15 protein-coding genes are annotated in these 16,070 nt (G+C 66.6%); 11 read left to right on the top strand and 4 right to left on the bottom strand.

Translation table 11 applies throughout. The annotated features are described in order from the left end of the window. Positions 1-33 precede the first annotated feature (33 nt). Positions 34-780 carry a TorF family putative porin gene (locus FB548_RS09630; protein WP_142124550.1) on the top strand — a complete coding sequence of 249 codons (747 nt, stop codon included), beginning with the start codon at positions 34-36 and terminating at the stop codon, positions 778-780. A gap of 60 nt (positions 781-840) precedes the next feature. Here FB548_RS09630 and tdh read toward each other — a convergent pair whose 3' ends face one another. Continuing rightward, complete coding sequence (tdh, locus tag FB548_RS09625) at positions 841-1,875, bottom strand: L-threonine 3-dehydrogenase (protein ID WP_185742058.1); 1,035 nt, start codon at positions 1,873-1,875, stop codon at positions 841-843. Between the two features lie 182 nt (positions 1,876-2,057). Here tdh and FB548_RS09620 point away from each other — a divergent pair, with 182 nt between their 5' ends. The 8 genes from FB548_RS09620 to FB548_RS09585 all read left to right on the top strand — a co-directional run bounded on the left by FB548_RS09620 (position 2,058) and on the right by FB548_RS09585 (position 11,159). After that, on the top strand, positions 2,058-4,226 hold the full coding sequence (locus FB548_RS09620; protein ID WP_142124549.1) for a S46 family peptidase: 2,169 nt from the start codon (positions 2,058-2,060) through the stop codon (positions 4,224-4,226). Between the two features lie 111 nt (positions 4,227-4,337). Then, positions 4,338-4,982: a histidine phosphatase family protein gene (locus tag FB548_RS09615; protein WP_142124548.1), complete on the top strand. Its 645-nt coding sequence runs from the start codon at positions 4,338-4,340 to the stop codon at positions 4,980-4,982. Between the two features lie 100 nt (positions 4,983-5,082). Further along, positions 5,083-5,880, top strand: a complete 798-nt coding sequence (locus tag FB548_RS09610) for an energy transducer TonB (protein WP_185742057.1) — start codon at positions 5,083-5,085, stop codon at positions 5,878-5,880. Beyond that, the gene (gene folC, locus FB548_RS09605) at positions 5,877-7,151 is read left to right on the top strand and encodes a bifunctional tetrahydrofolate synthase/dihydrofolate synthase (protein WP_142124546.1); all 1,275 of its coding nucleotides are present in this window, start codon (positions 5,877-5,879) and stop codon (positions 7,149-7,151) included. Before FB548_RS09610 ends, folC begins: the two co-directional genes overlap by 4 nt. Before the next feature lie 67 nt (positions 7,152-7,218). Then, positions 7,219-8,214, top strand: a complete 996-nt coding sequence (locus FB548_RS09600; RefSeq protein ID WP_142124545.1) for an SPOR domain-containing protein — start codon at positions 7,219-7,221, stop codon at positions 8,212-8,214. Between the two features lie 43 nt (positions 8,215-8,257). Continuing rightward, positions 8,258-8,869 (top strand): CvpA family protein, encoded by a 612-nt coding sequence (locus tag FB548_RS09595; RefSeq protein WP_142124544.1) that lies wholly within the window; start codon positions 8,258-8,260, stop codon positions 8,867-8,869. 7 nt (positions 8,870-8,876) lie between these two features. Continuing rightward, positions 8,877-10,346, top strand: a complete 1,470-nt coding sequence (purF, locus tag FB548_RS09590) for an amidophosphoribosyltransferase (protein ID WP_142124543.1) — start codon at positions 8,877-8,879, stop codon at positions 10,344-10,346. Positions 10,347-10,361: 15 nt separating this feature from the next. Beyond that, the gene (locus FB548_RS09585) at positions 10,362-11,159 is read left to right on the top strand and encodes a ferritin-like domain-containing protein (RefSeq protein WP_142124542.1); all 798 of its coding nucleotides are present in this window, start codon (positions 10,362-10,364) and stop codon (positions 11,157-11,159) included. Between the two features lie 129 nt (positions 11,160-11,288). Here FB548_RS09585 and lpxH read toward each other — a convergent pair whose 3' ends face one another. Continuing rightward, a complete protein-coding gene (gene lpxH, locus FB548_RS09580; RefSeq protein WP_142124541.1) occupies positions 11,289-12,026 on the bottom strand; it encodes a UDP-2,3-diacylglucosamine diphosphatase in 738 nt (245 codons plus the stop codon). Between the two features lie 157 nt (positions 12,027-12,183). Here lpxH and gltX point away from each other — a divergent pair, with 157 nt between their 5' ends. Together gltX and FB548_RS09570 are read left to right on the top strand one after the other, a co-directional pair. Then, positions 12,184-13,590 carry a glutamate--tRNA ligase gene (gltX, locus tag FB548_RS09575; protein ID WP_142124540.1) on the top strand — a complete coding sequence of 469 codons (1,407 nt, stop codon included), beginning with the start codon at positions 12,184-12,186 and terminating at the stop codon, positions 13,588-13,590. Between the two features lie 13 nt (positions 13,591-13,603). Further along, positions 13,604-14,092, top strand: a complete 489-nt coding sequence (locus FB548_RS09570; RefSeq protein WP_142124539.1) for a Fur family transcriptional regulator — start codon at positions 13,604-13,606, stop codon at positions 14,090-14,092. Between the two features lie 181 nt (positions 14,093-14,273). On the opposite strand, the gene FB548_RS09565 is transcribed toward FB548_RS09570, so the two are convergent. Further along, positions 14,274-15,476, bottom strand: a complete 1,203-nt coding sequence (locus FB548_RS09565) for an MFS transporter (protein ID WP_142124639.1) — start codon at positions 15,474-15,476, stop codon at positions 14,274-14,276. A gap of 29 nt (positions 15,477-15,505) precedes the next feature. After that, entirely contained in the window at positions 15,506-15,961 is a 456-nt protein-coding gene (locus FB548_RS09560; protein WP_142124538.1) for a MarR family winged helix-turn-helix transcriptional regulator, read from the bottom strand. Positions 15,962-16,070: the final 109 nt, after the last annotated feature.

Here is a 16,070-nt window from a genome sequence, read left to right as displayed (position 1 = left end):
CGCCACCGTCCGCCATCGACCAGGAGAATCCGGATGAAGCCCGTCAAGCTCTGCACCGCCCTTGCCACTGCCCTGTTGCTGGCGCTTCCGCTGTCCGCCTTCGCCCAGGAGGCCGAGGAAGAAGCGTCCTCCCCGTTCAGCGCGACCTTCGCGGTGACGACGGACTACGTGTTCCGCGGCGTGTCCCAGACCGACAACGAACCGGCATTCCAGGCGGGTGCCAGCTATTCCGCGCCCTTCGGCCTGTATGCGGGCGTATGGGCGTCGAACGTGGATTTCGGAGAGGGTGGCCCTGACTATGAGGTCGACTACTACGTCGGCTGGAACAAGGATCTCAACGACAGCTGGAACCTGGACCTGGGTGTGAACCGCTACACCTATGAAAGCGCTTCCGATGGATACGGGGATATCGACTACAACGAATACATCGCGAAGGTGACCTGGAGTGGCCCTGTGACCGTCGGCGGCATCCTCGCGTACGCCGACGACTACAGCAACACCGGCGCGGAAGAAATCTATGCGGGCCTGTCTGCCAGCTACGACATCGGCGATTCGGGCTTCTCGGTGGGAGCCACCACGGGCTATACCTCCATCGATGCCGGCAGCGATGGCCGCGCCGATTTCTACGATGGCTCCGTTACCCTCTCCAAGGGCTTCGGTCCTGCGACGGCGACGCTGGGCTACTACGACACCTTCGGTTCGGACGCATCCGAACTGCGTCGTGGCTCGGACATCTACAAGCCGGGCGTGGTGTTCACGATTGCCGTTGCCGTTCCCTGATAGGGCATGACGCAAAAAAGGCGCCGCAAGGCGCCTTTTTTTGTGGGGCCGGGATGCGGATCAATTCCAGCTCAACACCACCTTGCCGGCCTTGCCCTGTTCCATCAGGTCGAAGCCCTTCTGGAAATCGTCGATCGGCAGCTGGTGCGTCAGCACCTTGCCCAGCGGAAAGCCGCTCAGCACCAGTTGCGTCATCTTGTACCAGGTCTCGTACATCCTGCGGCCGTAGATGCCCTGCACCGTGAGGCCCTTGAAGATGATGCGGTCCCAGTCCACGCCGGCGCCCTTGGGCAGGATGCCGAGCAGCGCGATCTTGCCGCCGTGGTACATGCAGTCGAGCATGTCGTTGAAGGCGCGCGGATTGCCGCTCATCTCCAGGCCCACGTCGAAGCCTTCCATGTGCAGGTCGGCCATCACGTCCTTCAGCGAGGTGTTGGCCACGTTGACCACGCGGGTGGCGCCCATGTCGGCAGCCAGCTTCAGGCGGAAGTCGTTGACATCGGTGACCACCACGTTGCGCGCGCCGATGTGTTTGCAGATGCCGGCGGCGATGATGCCAATGGGGCCGGCACCGGTGATCAGCACGTCCTCGCCGACCACGTCGAATTCCAGTGCGCAGTGCGCCGCGTTGCCGTAGGGGTCGAAGAAGGCGGCCAATTCGCTGGGGATCTGATCCGGGATCGGCCACAGATTGCTGGCCGGCATCACCATGTACTCGGCGAAGGCGCCGTTGCGGTTCACGCCGATGCCCACGGTGTTCGGGCACAAGTGCTGGCGGCCGCCGCGGCAGTTGCGGCAGTGGCCGCAGACGATGTGGCCTTCGGCCGACACGCGCTGGCCGACGTCGTAGCCGGTGACGGCGGAACCGAGCTGCGCGATGCGTCCCACGAACTCGTGGCCGATGGTCAGGCCGGGCTTGATGGTGCGTTGGCTCCATTCGTCCCACAGGTAGATGTGCAGGTCGGTACCGCAGATGGCGGTCTTTTCCAGCTTGATCAGCACTTCGTTCGGGCCGGGCTGCGGGATGGGGAGTTCCTCCATCCAGATGCCCTTGCCGGCCTCGCGCTTCACCAGCGCCTTCATCGTCTGTGCCATCGGACGTAGATCCAGGTAAATGAGGGCGCGGATTATACGCTCCGGTCCCCGACGGCCCTGTTGCGACGCCTCTTGACAGGGCCGGCGCGCGACGTATCCCGGCGGCGTAGGACATAAGTCATGGTCGGCGCGGATGACGGGTTCATTACAATCGGAACTTTCCTGCCAGTCCCGGGGTTTCCATGCGTCCGAACCTGCTCGCCGCCGCCATCGCGGTTCCGCTCTCCCTGCTCGCCGCCCAGGTCGCCCAGGCGGGCGAGGGCATGTGGGTGCCGCAGCAACTGCCCGAGATCGCCGGGCCGCTGAAGAAGGCCGGCCTGAAGCTGTCGCCGCAGCAGATCTCCGACCTCACCGGCGACCCGATGGGCGCCGTGGTCGCGCTGGGTGGCTGCACTGCCAGCTTCGTGTCGCCGAACGGCCTGGTGGTCACCAACCACCACTGCGCCTACGGCGCCATCCAGCTGAACTCCACCGCTGAGAACAACCTGATCAAGAACGGCTTCAACGCGCCGACGACAGGCGATGAAGTCAGCGCGGGGCCGAACGCACGCGTGTTCGTGCTGGACGAGATCACCGACGTGACGAAGGACGCGCGGGCGGCCATCGCCTCCGCCGGCGACGATGCGCTGGCGCGCACCAAGGCGCTGGAGACGTTCGAGAAGAAGCTGATCGCCGACTGCGAAGCCGACGCTGGTTTCCGCTGCCGCCTCTACAGCTTCTCCGGCGGCAACACTTACCGCCTGTTCAAGAATCTGGAGATCAAGGACGTGCGCCTGGCGTACGCGCCCCCAGGCAGCGTGGGCAAGTACGGCGGCGACATCGACAACTGGATGTGGCCGCGCCACACCGGCGACTTCGCGTTCTACCGCGCCTACGTGGGCAAGGACGGCAAGCCGGCCGCGTTCTCCAAGGACAACGTGCCCTACCAGCCGAAGCACTGGCTGAAGTTCGCCGACCAGCCGCTGGGTGCGGGCGATTTCGTCATGGTGGCGGGCTACCCGGGTTCGACCAACCGCTACGCGCTGGCGGCCGAGTTCGACAACACCGCGCAGTGGACCTATCCGACCATCGCACGCCACTACAAGAACCAGATCGCGATGGTGCAGGAAGCCGGCAAGCAGAATGCCGACATCCAGGTGAAGTACGCCGCCACCATGGCAGGCTGGAACAACACCAGCAAGAACTACGACGGACAGCTGGAGGGCTTCAGGCGCATCGACGCCGCCGGCCAGAAGCAGCGCGAGGAAGCCGCCGTACTGGGCTGGCTGAAGGGGCAGGGTGCCAAGGGCCAGCCGGCGCTGGACGCGCACGCCAAGCTGCTCGACCTGCTGGAGCAGAGCAAGGCCACGCGCGATCGCGACTTGACCCTGGCGCTGTTCCACAACACCGCGATGCTGGGTTCCGCCACGCAGCTGTACCGCCTGTCGATCGAACGCGAAAAGCCGAATGCCGAACGCGAATCCGGCTACCAGGAGCGCGACCTGCCGGCCATCGAAGGTGGCCTGAAGCAGCTCGAGCGCCGCTACGTGGCGGCGATGGATCGCCAGCTGCAGGAATACTGGTTGAACGAGTACATCAAGCTGCCCGCCGGCCAGCGCGTCGCCGCGGTAGATGCATGGCTGGGCGGCAATGATGCCGCGGCGGTGAAGCGCGCGCTCGACCGACTGGCCGCCACGAAGCTCGGCAGCACGGAAGAGCGCCTGAAGTGGTTTGCCGCCGACCGCAAGGCGTTCGAGGCCAGCAACGACCCGGCGATCCAGTACGCGGTCGCGGTAATGCCGACGCTGCTCAAGCTCGAGCAGGAGCGCAAGACGCGCGCCGGCGAGAACCTGGCCGCGCGCCCGGTCTACCTGCAGGCGCTGGCCGACTACAAGAAGAGCCAGGGCGAGTTCGTCTATCCCGATGCCAACCTGTCGCTGCGCATCACCTTCGGCAACGTGATGGGCTACGCGCCGAAGGATGGCGTGGAGTACACCCCGTTCACTACGCTGGAAGGTGTGGTGGCAAAGGAAACCGGACAGGATCCGTTCGATTCGCCCAAGGCGCTGCTCGACGCCGTGGCCGCCAAGCGCTACGGCGGACTGGAAGACAAGCGTATCGGTTCGGTCCCGGTGAACTACCTGTCCGACCTGGACATCACCGGCGGCAACTCCGGTTCGCCGGTGCTCGACGCGCACGGCAAGCTGGTGGGCTTGGCCTTCGACGGCAACTGGGAATCGGTCAGCTCCAACTGGGTGTTCGATCCGGAGATGACCCGCATGATCGCTGTCGATGGCCGCTACCTGCGCTGGATCATGCAGGAGGTCTATCCCGCGCCGCAGCTGCTGAAGGAAATGGGCGTCGGCAAGTAACACCTGCAACTTAGCCGGCAGGCACGAGGCGGGAGCGGGTATGATCCGCTCCCGTCTTCGTATCCGATCGACGAAAACGGGGCCGCCTCCCTCGAATGGACACACCGACGCATGCGCATCCTGCTTGCCCGCCATGGCGAAACGCCTTGGAACGCTGAAGGCCGCTACCAGGGCCAGATCGACATCCCGCTCTCACCGGTCGGGGAACGCCAGGCCACCGCGCTGGGCCAGCGTTTGAAGGACGTACGCATTGATCGCGCGGTGGCGTCGCCGCTGTCGCGCGCGCAGCGCACCGCGCAACTCGCCTTGGGCGACGCGCGCGCCGACATGCTCGCCACGGACGCTGATCTGCAGGAAATCGCCCACGGTGAGTGGGAAGGCCTGCTGGCCAGCGAGATCCAGGACAAGGACCCGGCGCGCCTGCTTGCGTGGCGCGAGGAGCCGGATACCGTCCTCATGCCGGGCGGCGAATCGCTGCGCCAGGTGCTCGACCGTTCCTGGCGCGGCCTCGCGCGCGCTGCCGACGGATTGGGTGACGACGACACCCTGCTGATCGTGGCGCACGATGCGGTCAACCGCGTCCTGCTGTGCCGCGTCCTGGGCCTGCCGATCGCGAAGCTCTGGACGTTCCGCCAGGCGCCGACCACGCTCAACCTGCTGGAAGGCTCCTCGGTCGACCAGCTCGAAGTCGTGCGCCTCAACGACTGCGCGCACCACACGCCGTTTTTCGGCGAAGCGAAGCATCGGGCATTGTAGCCGGTTCCGCGCCGCCCTCGCGTGGGCGGCGTGCCTCCGTCGGTGAGCAGGACCATCGGGTACGATGCGTTCCGCGAGCCGAGCCGAACGGGGGAATCCAATGAAACGAATCTGGCTGTCCGCCCTGCTGGGCGTGATGCTGCCGTTGCAGGTGCTTGCCGACACCGCAGTGCGACGTGTCGATCCCCGTGTCATCGAGTCGCCTCCACCGCGTTACCCGCCTGAAGCTGCGCGTGGTGGCTTCGCGGGCGCCAGCGTATTGCTCCTCAGTATCTCGGCAGCGGGGCAGGTCACGGAGGTGCAGGTCGAACAGTCGGCCGGCCATCCCGCCCTGGATGCGGCGGCGGTCGAAGCCGCGCGTGCCTGGAAGTTCGCACCCGCCATCGAGAACGGGCGCGCTGTCGCTTCGCGTGTCAGGATGCCGGTTGACTTCGGGCTGGGTGACGAGAATATCTACGATTCTTTCCTCGCGCAGATGACGTCCGCTGATCGGGTGTCCGTCGGGCCTGCTGACGAGCACGGCCACCTGCCTGGCTACCTTCCGGATCCCCAGCCCATCCCCGGCGCCAATGCGGACGAAGCGATCACCCTCCTGCTGGAACGTGGCAATGCGCAACAGGTGCAGGGGATGCCGCCGGGCGTGGCGCTCTACGCGGTCGTCGATGGCAAGGAATACAGCCAATGGTGGATCCATGGGCGGGGAGCCTCCCGTTCTATCGTCAGGCGGCGGCTCGCCACGGATGGTCAGCGTGGTTTCCTGATGACGCGCGTGCTCTGCGGTGTTCCCGACGGCCATGATTGCCTGTTGCTGCAGGCCGCGGAGCAAGGTGCGCGCCCGCAGCGGGGCATCAAGCTGCCGCCTTCACAGGACCCGACGCCGGTGGGTCGTTCGCCGTGACCCGACCTCGCGATCTGCCGGCATGGCTCGCTTACATCGAGCAGCAGCACCCGAAGTCCATCGAGATGGGTTTGGAGCGCGTACATGAAGTCGCTGCACGCCTTTCGCTGGGCAGGCCCGCGGGACGTGTGATCACCGTCGGTGGCACCAACGGCAAGGGGTCGACCGTCGCCTTCATCGAGGCTATCGCGCGTGCTGCCGGCTGGAAGGTCGGTGCGTACACCTCGCCGCACCTGCTGCGTTACAACGAACGCGTCCGCATCGACGGTGTCGACATCGATGACGACTCGCTGGTCGCTGCGTTCGAGGCGGTGGAAGCGGCACGCGTCGACACGACGCTGACTTACTTCGAGTTCGGCACGCTGGCTGCGCTGTGGCTTTTCGAGCGCGCGGGGCTCGACCTGGCCGTACTGGAAATAGGACTGGGCGGACGACTCGACGCCGTGAACATCGTCGATCCAGATGTCGCCGTTATCACCACGGTCGACATCGACCACACAGACTGGCTGGGCAACGAGCGCGAAACCATCGGTGCCGAGAAGGCCGGTATCGCGCGTGCCTGGAAGCCGCTGGTGCTGGGCGAAGTGGATTCGCCGTCGAGCGTGCTGCGCCATGCGTACGCCATCGGCGCCAATGCGTTGCGGCTGGGTAGCGATTTCTTCCACGAACCCATCGACAGCCAGCGCTGGCGCTGGCGCGAAGTCGGCGCCGAACTCGTACTGCCCCTGCCGGCGTTGTCCGCGCCCTCGCAACGGGCGAACGCGGCCACCGCGATCGCCGCCGTGCGTGCGTTGCCGGGTGACGCCGTGCCCGATGACGCCTTCCATCAAGGCGTCGCCAACGCAGCGTTGCCGGGCCGGTTGCAGCAGGTCCGGTGCGATGGCGTGGACGTGGTGCTGGACGTCGGCCACAACCCGCAGGCAGCACGCGAACTGGCGTCCTGGTTGCAGGGTAATCCGATTACGGGGACCACCCGTGTCGTGTTCGCAGCCCTCGCTGACAAGGACGTAGAGGGGATAGTGGCGGCGTTGGCCGATATGCCGCTGCACTGGTTCCTGGCTGGCCTGACGATGGGTCCGCGATCGCAGACTGCCGAACAGCTCGCGGCTCGGCTGCAGGGCGCCATCGGGGCGACGGTGGGTTTGCACGCCGGCGTGGCCGATGCATTGTATGCCGCCCTTGAAGCGTCAGCACCGGGCGATCGCGTGCTGGTGTTCGGTTCTTTCCATACCGTCGCCGACGCGTTGCAGGCCCTGCATTCAGGTCGATGACGGGGAGCGCGCCGATGCGCGCCGTATAATCGCCGCGGCATTCCCGCCGCAGCTGCCGTGGACCTGGATGGATACTGCCCTGAAACAGCGCCTGATCGGCGCCGTCGTGCTGGTGGCGCTGGCCGTCATCTTCTTGCCCATGCTGGTGAAGGGCCCAGCGCCCGACAGCGGCGTGTCGGACGTGCCACTGGATGTGCCGCCCGCTGCGAATGGCGAATTCGAGACGCGCGAACTGCCTCTGGTAACGCCGGGCAATGCGCCCGCAACCGGCGCCGTGGGACTGCAGGGCCAGGTTGCCGCACCTGCCGCGGAACCCGCGCCGGCTACCGGCACGGTGCAGCCGGCCGCCACGGCAGGCGGCGACTTCGCCGTAAGTTTCGGGGCCTATGCCACGCAGGCCGATGCCGATGCCGTACTGGCGCGCGTGAAGCAGGCCAAGCTGCCGGGTTTCGTCGAGCCGGCAACCATCAATGGCAAGCCGGCATTCCGGGTGCGTGTCGGTCCCTACGCCGACCGTCCGCAGGCCGAAGCCGCGCGACTGGATGCGATCAAGATCCGCGGCGACGTCAACGCGCAGGTCGTGACGCTGGACGTCGCCGACACCGCGCCGGCCACCACGTGGCCTGCGGCCACGGCGTCGGTCGCGTCGGCCGCATCCACCACAGCGGCGGTCACCACCCAGGCGCTGCCGCCCGAACCCACCAAGCCTGCGCCGAAGCCGGCCGCGCCCGAAGCGAAGCCAGCGGCAACGAAGCCGGCGCCGACCACTACCACCCCGGTAGCGTCCACGCCCAAGCCTGCCGAGGCAACGAAGCCGGCGGCCTCCGGCACCGGCTTCGCCGTGCAATTGGGGGCGTTCTCGAATGCCGCCGACGCCAATGCCTTGCGCGACCGCGCACGCGGTGCCGGCTTCAGCGCCTTCGTCGAACAGGTCCGCACCGACAAGGGCACGCTCAGCCGCGTGCGCGTCGGGCCGGTCGCCAACCGTGCCGATGCGGACCGCCTGAAGGCGCAGGTGGCGTCCAGGATCGGTGTCGACGGCATGGTCCGTCCGCACCCTTGATGGACTTGCCCTGTCGCGCGACTGACCGCCATGGGCGCGTCGTGTGAGTGCCCTCGATCTGACCCTGCTGGCCATCGTCGGCGTGTCGACCCTGTTCGGTGTGATGCGGGGTTTCATCAGCGCATTGGCGTCGATGGTCGCGTGGTTGCTGGCCGGCTGGGTGGCCTTCCACTACGGCGGTGACGCGGCGTATTGGCTGTCCAGCGACGGTCAGCCCTCGGCGAGCGAACTGTTGGGCGGTTATGCGCTCAGCTTCATCGGCGTGATGATCTTCGTGGGATTGACGGGGTGGGCCATCCGCCACCTGGTCAAGTCGGTGGGACTGTCCGGCCTGGATCGTGTGCTGGGGCTGGCGCTCGGGTTTGCGCGCGGTGCTTTCGTCGCCTGCATCGTCCTGCTGTTGGTGGCCTTCACGAATCTGCCGCGTGAACCTGAATGGCGTCGCTCGTCCATCGTGCCGATGCTGCTGCCCGGCGCGCAATGGCTGTCGCAGTGGCTGCCGGAATGGACCGTGCAGGAATTGGACTTTGGCAACGGGCGCCCGGCGGGCGATAATGCGCGCTTGCAGAACCTGCTACCCATGTCGCTGGAAGACACCGGCGCACCGCAGGACCACGCCCCCTCGTCCGCCTCACCCGCGTCGAAACCGGAGTAGATCCACCATGTGCGGCATCGTCGGAATCGTCGGCAACCAGAACGTCGCCGGCCAGCTTTATGACGGGCTGACCGTCCTGCAACATCGCGGACAGGACGCCGCCGGCATCGCCACCGCCGACGGCACACGCCTGCGCGTGCACAAGGACAACGGACTGGTGCGGGACGTCTTCAGCGCCAAGGCGATGAGCGTGCTGGAAGGCCGCGTGGGCATCGCCCACTGCCGCTATCCCACCGCCGGGTCCGAAGGCATGGACGAAGCGCAGCCGTTCTACGTGAACTCGCCGTACGGCATCGCGCTGGCGCACAACGGCAACCTGATCAACACCGAGGCCCTGCGCCAAGACGTGTTCGCGCAGGACCGCCGCAACATCAACACCGATTCGGACAGCGAAGTGCTGTTGAACGTGTTCGCGCATGAGCTGGACCTGCAGCGTACGCTCAGCCCGGAAGCCGCCATCCGTGCGGTGGCCGGCGTGCATCGCCGCGTCAAGGGTGGATATGCGGTGGTCAGCGTGGTGCTGGGCCTGGGCCTGGTGGCGTTCCGGGATCCGCATGGCATCCGTCCGCTGGTGCTCGGCAAGCGCGAGCACAGCGAAGGCGCGGAGTACATCATCGCGTCCGAATCCGCCGCGCTCGACATCCTGGGTTTCACCCGCATGCGCGACGTGCAGCCCGGCGAAGCCATCGTGATCACCGCGCGCGGAGAGCTGTTCAGCGAAATCGTCGCCGAACCGCAACACCATGCACCGTGCATCTTCGAGTACGTGTACTTCGCGCGTCCCGATTCGATGATCGACAACGTGTCGGTGCACAAGGCGCGCATGCGCATGGGTGTGAAGCTGGGCGAGAAGATCCTGCGCCTGCGCCCCGACCACGATATCGACACGATCATCCCGATCCCCGACACCTCGCGCGATGCCGCGCTGGAAATCTCCAACGTGCTGGGCGTGAAGTACCGCGAAGGGTTCATCAAGAACCGCTATGTCGGCCGTACGTTCATCATGCCGGGTCAGGGCGAGCGCGTGAAATCCGTGCGCCGCAAGCTCAACCCGATCAACCTGGAATTCCGCAACCGCGTGGTGCTGCTGGTCGACGACTCCATCGTGCGCGGCACCACGTCCAAGCAGATCGTGCAGATGGCGCGCGATGCCGGCGCCCGCAAGGTCTACCTGGCCAGCGCGGCACCGCCGGTGCGCCACCCCAACATCTACGGCATCGACATGCCGGCGGCCGATGAGCTGGTGGCGCATGACCGCAGCATCGAGGAGATCGAGACGCTGCTCGGCTGCGACTGGCTGATCTACCAGGACCTCGAGGATCTCGAGGCTGCCGTGCGCGAAGGCAATCCGCAGCTCGCCGATTTCGATTCCTCCTGCTTCGATGGCAAATACGTCACGGGCATTGAGCCGGGATATTTCGAACGCATCGAGCAGGCACGCTCGGACGAAGCCAAGCGCAAGCGCCGCGTAGGCTGAAGCGGCGCGCACGTCATGGCCACGCTGCTCGAGGCTGCGCGTGCCTGCCTGGACGCGACGGACGTGGATGATAAAGTCGCGCTGACGCAGCGATACGCTGACGAATTCGCGCGCGGTGAGCTGGCCGTTCCCGCCGACGCGCCACCGCCCGATCCCATCTGCATGCCGGGGCGACCGGCGAAGCCGACTCTCGTGCATCCGCGCGATCTGCCGCGGCGTGGACTCGGCAGCGTGCACGGCAGGGCCGCCTTCATCCACGCCATCGCGCACATCGAACTCAACGCCATCGACCTGGCCTGGGACGCGGCGTACCGCTTCCGCGGTCTACCGGCCGCATTCTATGCCGACTGGGTGCAGGTGGCCCACGACGAGTCGCGACACTTCGTGCTGCTGCGCGACCGCCTGCGCGAACTCGGCTACGACTACGGCGATTTCGACGCCCACAATGGCTTGTGGGAGATGACCGAAAAGACCGCGCATGACGGGCTGGCGCGGATGGCGCTGGTGCCGCGCGTGCTGGAGGCGCGTGGCCTGGATGTCACACCGGGGATGATCGTCAAACTGCGCGAACTAGGCGACGGAGCCACCGTGGCGATCCTCGACCTGATCCTGCGCGAGGAGGTCGCGCATGTCGCCGCCGGTTCGCGCTGGTATCGCTGGTACTGCGCGCAGCGCGGCATCGAGCCGCGCGCACGCTTCCGCGAACTGCTCAGGGAATATGCCGGCGGCTATCTGCATGGCCCTTTCAACATCGAGGCGCGGCTGTTGGCCGGCTTCGACGAAGACGAACTGGCGGCGCTGGAAGCCCCGTAAGTGACTTGGGTCACCTGCGGACGGCATACACACTAGAGCGTGGGAGCGACGTAAGTCGCGATGAACTACCTCGCAAACGTCATCGCGACTTATGTCGCTCCCACAACCCATTTCAACTTGCCGCTGATGTCAGAGCGACTCCAGCGTCATGTCGTCCGGCTCCACACGCAGCACGGAGCCCTGCTCATACCAGTCGCCCAGCACGACGCGGCGGCACGCTCGCCCATGGACGGTCAGGTCGTGGATCGCCGGCCGGTGCGTGTGGCCATGGATCAGCATGTCGATGCCGAACTGCGCCAGGTTCGCGTCCACGGCCGACGGCGTCACGTCGGTCAGTGTTTCGAACTGCGCCTTGTCGCTCTGCTTCATGCCGCCTTGGTGCGCGGCACTGGCAGCGCGCGCTTGCGCGGCGAAGGCGAGCCGGGCCGCCAGTGGCTGCGACAGGAACTGCGCCTGCCACGCGGGATTGCGCGTCTGCGCACGGAACGCCTGGTAAGCCGTGTCCCCCGTGCACAGCAGGTCGCCATGCATCAGCATCACCGGCTTACCGTGCAGCATGACGACGGCCGGGTCCGGCAGGATGCGCATGCCGGCGCGGCGGGCGAAGCCATTGCCGAGCAGGAAATCGCGGTTGCCGCGGATGAAGAACACCGGCACGCCGGCATCGGCGACCTCGCGGATGCGGGTCGCGACGTAGGCGCCAGTTTCCGATGGATCGTCGTCGCCCACCCAAGCCTCGAACAGGTCGCCCAAGATGTACAGGGCGTCGGCCGCGACGGCCTCCCGCTGCATAAACGCGCCGAACAACTCGGTGACGGCGGGGCGTTCAGCGTCCAGGTGCAGGTCGGAGATGAAGAGCGTGGTCATGCGGCGATTCTAAGCCCTCCCCAACGGGCTTCCTCTATCGGAAAGGCCTTCCGGGCGCCTCGCCAAGCGGGCGCGCTGCGGCGCGTGCGGGCCGGCGAGCGCGGCAGAACCGTCGCGGCGCGGTAAAATCGTCGGACTCCGTACCTTGAGCTTCTCCATGGCCTGCCGTACCCGCTTCGCCCCCAGTCCCACTGGCTACCTGCATATCGGTGGCGCCCGCACGGCGCTGTACTGCTGGCTGGAGGCCCGCCATCGTGGAGGCGATTTCATCCTCCGCATCGAGGACACCGACCGCGAGCGCAGCACGCAGGCCGCCATCGACGCGATCCTCGATGCGATGGACTGGCTGGGCCTGGGCTACGACGAAGGCCCGATCTACCAGACCCACCGCATCGACCGGTACCGCGAAGTAGCCGAGCAACTGGTCGCGGCCGGCAAGGCCTACTACGCCTATGAGACGCGCGAAGAGCTCGACGCCATGCGCGAGGCAGCGATGGCGAAGCAGGAGAAGCCGCGCTACAACGGCGCCGCGCGCGAGCAGGGCCTGCCGCGCCGTGACGACCCCAACCGCGTCATCCGCTTCAAGAATCCGCTCGACGGCGTGGTCGCCTTCGACGACCTGATCAAGGGCCGCATCGAGATCGCCAACAGCGAACTCGACGACATGGTGATCTTCCGCCCGGACGGCTATCCCACGTACAACTTCGCCGTGGTCGTGGACGACTGGGACATGGGCATCACCGAGGTCATTCGCGGCGACGACCACATCAACAACACCCCGCGCCAGATCAACATCTACGAAGCGCTGGGCGCGCCGGTGCCGAAATTCGCGCACATGCCGATGATCCTGGACGAGCAGGGTGCCAAGCTGTCCAAGCGCACCGGTGCGGCCGACGTGATGCAGTACAAGGACGCCGGCTACCTGCCGCACGCGCTGATCAACTACCTGGCGCGGTTGGGCTGGTCGCACGGTGACCAGGAGCTGTTCACGCGGCAGGAACTGATTGACCTGTTCGATGTAAAGGACGTGAATTCCAAGGCCGCGCGCCTGGACATGGCCAAGCTCGGCTGGGTGAACCAGCACTACCTGAAGACGGATGCGCCGTCGGACATCGCGCCGCACCTGGTTTATCAGTTGAAGAAGCTGGAGATCGATCTCTCCCGAGGTCCCTCACCGGCCGATGTCGTGGTCGCGCTGCGCGACCGTGTGCAGACCCTGAAGGAGATGGCCGAGAAGGCGATGGTCTGGTACCAGCCGCTGACGGTGTACGACGAGCCCGCGGTGGCCAAGCATCTGGGGGCCGCCGCCCATGCGCCGCTGGCCAAGGCCCATGAGTGCCTGGCGGCGCTGGCGGAGTGGAGTGCGGAAAGTGTGTCCGCCGCGCTGCACGAGGCTGCGGCCGCGCTCGAACTCGGCATGGGCAAGGTGGCGCAGCCGTTGCGCGTGGCCATCACCGGCACCCAGGTCAGCCCCGACATTTCGCAGACCGTCTACCTGGCTGGTCGTGATGAAGCCTTGAAACGCATCGACGCAGCACTTATCAAGACAAGTACGACCGCCTGATCACGGATCGCCCATGCCGCACGCCCACGCCTGTACCGACCCGCACCACCACGTCCACGACGCGCAGGCGTTCGTGGCAGCGGTCGAGCGCGCGTGCCAGGAGCGCGGCCTGCGGCTGACGCCGATCCGTGCGCGCGTGCTGCAGCTGATCGCCGAAGCCGGCAAACCGGTGAAGGCCTACGAATTGCTCGAGTGGGTGCGCGCCACCAAGGGCGTGGGCGCCGACGCGCCGCCGACAGTGTATCGCGCGCTGGATTTCCTGATGGCCAACGGTTTCGTGCACAAGCTCGAATCCGTGAATGCGTTTGTAGCCTGCCATCACCCGAATAGCGCCCAGCATTCGGTGCCGTTCCTCATCTGCGATCGGTGCCACAGCGCGGTGGAGCTGGAAGACCGCGACGTGGTGGCGGCGTTGGATGCGCGCGCCAAGGCGCTGGGTTTCCAGCCGCAGGCGCAGACCCTTGAAGTACATGGGTTGTGCGCACGCTGCGCGGCGGCTTGAAGGTTAAGCTGTTGTAGGAGCGACGTGAGTCGCGACCACAGACCTGCAGCGCACTGAATCCTTGTCGCGCGCGGGGGATGAAGCCATCGCGCGATGGTGTGCGAAGCCCGTTCGGACATCTAGCAACGGACGCCTTGCGGTCGCGACTTACGTCGCTCCTACAGTCGCATCGACATGCCTCTTAGGCCGCGGCCGGCAATGCCTTTGGCGCCGCCTCCCGGATGGGCAGGTTCGCCGCCGCCGCGATCAACGCCAGCACCATGTCCGCGTACCACATCCACGTGTAATCGCCGAAGCGTTCCAGCGCCACGCCGCCCAGCCACGCGCCGAAGAAGCCGCCGATCTGGTGCGACAGCAGGGTCAGCCCGAACAGCGTGCCCAGGTAGCGAGGGCCGAACAGCTTTCCGACCAGGCCTGCTGTCGGCGGCACGGTTGCCAGCCATGTGAAACCGAGCGCTGCGGCGAATACGTAGAACGTCAACGGCGTTGGCGGCGCCATGAGGTAGAGCACGATCATCACGGCGCGGCTGGCGTACATCGCCGCGAGTATCCACTTCATGCGCATGCGCTGGCCCAGGGCGCCCGCGACCAGGCTGCCGGCCACGTTGAACAGGCCGATCAGGGCGATCGATACCGCCGACACGCTGGGCGCCAGTCCGCACAATGCGATCTCGCCGGGCAGATGCGTCACCAGGAAGGCGATGTGCACGCCGCATGTGAAGAAGCCCAGGTGCAGCATCCAGTAGCTGCGGTCGCGCAGGGCGACGGCGATCTGCTGTTTGAGCGAAATGCCACCGACGGCAGTGGCCGGTGTCGTGCCCGTCGAAGGCGTCGCCTTCCTGCGCAACGGGAAGGCCAGGGGGATCGCGAGCAGCGATGCGACGGCAAGCGTGTACATCGCGCTGGCCCAGCCGGCGACGGCGATCACGGCCTGTACCAGGGGCGCGAAGACGAACTGGCCCAGCGAACCTCCCGCGTTGATGAAGCCTGCGGCGAACGAGCGCTTCTCGGGTGCAAGCTGCTGTGCGGTGGCGCCGATCAGGATCGAGAAGCTGCCCGCGCCTGCGCCGGCCGCCGTCAACAAGCCCAGCGTGAACATCAGGCCCCATGGCGACGTTAGGTGCGGCGTGAGTGCCAGGCCAAGCGATAGAAGGATGCTACCGACCACCAGCACGCCGGTGGAACCGCGCTTGTCGGCGATGGCGCCGAAGATCGGCTGTACGGCTCCCCATGTGAACTGACCGATCGCCAGCGCGAAGCTGATCGCGGCGATACCGATGCCGGTGTCCTGGTGGATCGGTGAAACGAACAGCCCTGTTGTCTGGCGCGCGCCCATGGTGATCATCAGCGTCGCCGCGGCGGCCAGCAGCAGGCCCCAGTGCATGCGTGGAGCGGGCGTCGGGGTAGCGGTGCTCACGCGGCTTCTCCCAGGTGCTGGCGCAGCAGGTCGTCGAGGTGGTCCAGGTCGCGGTGCAGTCGTTTGACGCCGGCCTCGCCGAGCATCGCGTCGATGACCGCCTGCGCACGTCGCCAGAGGGGCTTCGCGGCAGCGAGTCGGTCACGGCCCGGCGGGGTCAGCGCGATCAGGCGCTGGCGCGCGTCGTGGCCGCGGACGATTTCCACCAGGCCTGCATCCACCAGTGGCGACAGGTTGCGGGTCAGGGTGGTGCGATCCATGCCGAGATCCCCGGCCAGGTCGCCCAGCACGCGCGGCTCGCGTTCGCTGCGGCGCAGGATGGAGTACTGGTTTAGGGTCAGGCCGGCCTCGGCCAGTTCGTGGTCGTACACCTGGGTGACGCGGCGGCTTGCGCGGCGCAAGCGGAAGCAGGTGCATGTGCTGGGCGATGCGCTGGCGGATGGGGCGAGCATGCGGGCTTGGTCGTGATGGGCTGCTGGATGAATTATGTGTATATGCACATAATTATTGTCAAGAAGGGCGGCTGCCATCCAGGCCAGCCGCCCCGGGGGAGGACCGTCA

The organism is Pseudoxanthomonas sp. 3HH-4 (assembly GCF_006716465.1).
In the GTDB taxonomy this organism is placed as follows: domain Bacteria; phylum Pseudomonadota; class Gammaproteobacteria; order Xanthomonadales; family Xanthomonadaceae; genus Pseudoxanthomonas_A.
This window is presented reverse-complemented; position numbering and strand designations above follow the sequence as displayed.